Consider the following 1,970-nt stretch of genomic DNA (forward strand, 5'->3'; position numbering starts at 1 on the left):
CGGGCGCCTTCCGGGCCCCGCCGCTGGCGACGGTGCGGGCTGTGAGCTGCCGGCCCCCCCCGAACGCCATGAGTACGGGGCGCCCCGCGAACCCGGGGGGCGCCCCTTCCGTCGTACGAACGGGAGAACCGTGACGGCGGAGCCGCTACGGTTCGAGCCGCTACGGCAGCGCCAGCATCCGCTCCAGGGCGAGCTTGGCGAAGCTCTCGGTCTCCTTGTCGACCTGGATCTGGTTGACGAGGTTGCCCTCGGCCAGGGACTCCAGGGTCCACACCAGGTGCGGCAGGTCGATGCGGTTCATGGTCGAGCAGAAGCAGACCGTCTTGTCGAGGAAGACGATCTCCTTGTCCGGGTGCGCGTTGGCCACGCGCCGGACCAGGTTCAGCTCGGTGCCGATGGCCCACTTCGAGCCGGCCGGGGCCGCGTCCAGGGTGTTGATGATGTACTCGGTCGAGCCCACGTAGTCCGCGGCGGCGACGACCTCGTGCTTGCACTCCGGGTGGACCAGCACGTTCACGCCGGGGATGCGGGCGCGGACGTCGTTGACCGAGTCCAGCGAGAAGCGGCCGTGCACCGAGCAGTGACCCCGCCACAGGATCATCTTGGCGGCACGCAGCTCCTCGACGGTGAGCCCGCCGTTGGGCTTGTGCGGGTTGTAGAGCACGCAGTCGTCCAGGGACAGGCCCATGTCGCGGACGGCCGTGTTGCGGCCCAGGTGCTGGTCCGGCAGGAACAGGATCTTCTCGCCCTGCTCGAAGGCCCAGTCCAGGGCGCGCTTGGCGTTCGACGAGGTGCAGATCGTGCCCCCGTGCTTGCCGGTGAAGGCCTTGATGTCGGCCGAGGAGTTCATGTACGAGACGGGCACGACCTGGTCGGCGACACCGGCCTCGGTCAGCACGTCCCAGCACTCGGCGACCTGCTCGGCGGTGGCCATGTCGGCCATCGAGCAGCCGGCGGCCAGGTCCGGCAGGACGACCTTCTGGTCGTCGGTGGTGAGGATGTCGGCCGACTCGGCCATGAAGTGCACGCCGCAGAAGACGATGTACTCGGCCTCCGGCTTGGCGGCGGCGTCACGTGCGAGCTTGAACGAGTCGCCGGTGACGTCGGCGAACTGGATGACCTCGTCACGCTGGTAGTGGTGGCCGAGCACGAAGACCTTGTCCCCGAGCTTCTCCTTGGCCGCGCGGGCGCGTTCCACGAGGTCCGGGTCGGAGGGCGACGGCAGATCGCCCGGACACTCCACGCCGCGCTCGCTCTTCGGGTCGGCCTCGCGGCCGAGGAGGAGGAGGGCGAGCGGCGTCGGCTGAACATCCAGGGGCTGGGCGGTGGTCACGTCACGCACCCTTTCTTCGGAGAAAGCTTTTCGTCGAAATGACGTTATCTATCATAACCGCTTCACGTCACGTTGACGATGTCCATAGTGTCGATGTGACGAATTCGCCGTCCACGGTCCTGGGCAGGGTGTGCGAGCATGAAAGAGGAAAGACGCACGCGTTCCGGAATGAATCCGGGACACCGGCGGTTACCACCGTCGGCAAGCAGTCTCCGTACACACCGGGAGAGAAGCAGATGTCCGTATCGGACGAGAAGACCACTGTCAGCGACGGCATCCTCCTGTCCGACGCCGCCGCGGCCAAGGTCAAGGCCCTCCTCGACCAGGAAGGCCGCGAGGATCTGGCCCTGCGCGTCGCCGTACAGCCCGGTGGCTGCTCCGGCCTGCGTTACCAGCTGTTCTTCGACGAGCGTTCGCTCGACGGCGATGTCGTGAAGGACTTCGACGGCGTCAAGGTCGTCACCGACCGCATGAGCGCCCCGTACCTCGGCGGTGCCTCGATCGACTTCGTCGACACCATCGAGAAGCAGGGCTTCACGATCGACAACCCGAACGCCACGGGCTCCTGCGCCTGCGGCGACTCGTTCAGCTAAGTCGCACCACAGCACGAACGCGAGGGCGGCGGCCCGGGGAGACC

At 67.4% G+C, this 1,970-nt stretch carries 2 protein-coding genes; one reads left to right on the forward strand and one right to left on the reverse strand.

The features are described from left to right. Window positions 1-160: 160 nt before the first annotated feature. Window positions 161-1,342, reverse strand: coding sequence for a quinolinate synthase NadA (gene nadA / locus ACWFR1_RS39120; RefSeq protein ID WP_453560572.1), 1,182 nt, complete (start codon window positions 1,340-1,342; stop codon window positions 161-163). Between the two features lie 227 nt (window positions 1,343-1,569). Here nadA and ACWFR1_RS39125 point away from each other — a divergent pair, with 227 nt between their 5' ends. Then, window positions 1,570-1,926, forward strand: a complete 357-nt coding sequence (locus ACWFR1_RS39125) for a HesB/IscA family protein (RefSeq protein ID WP_015033024.1) — start codon at window positions 1,570-1,572, stop codon at window positions 1,924-1,926. Window positions 1,927-1,970: the final 44 nt, after the last annotated feature.

The organism is Streptomyces sp. NPDC055103 (genome assembly GCF_053607625.1).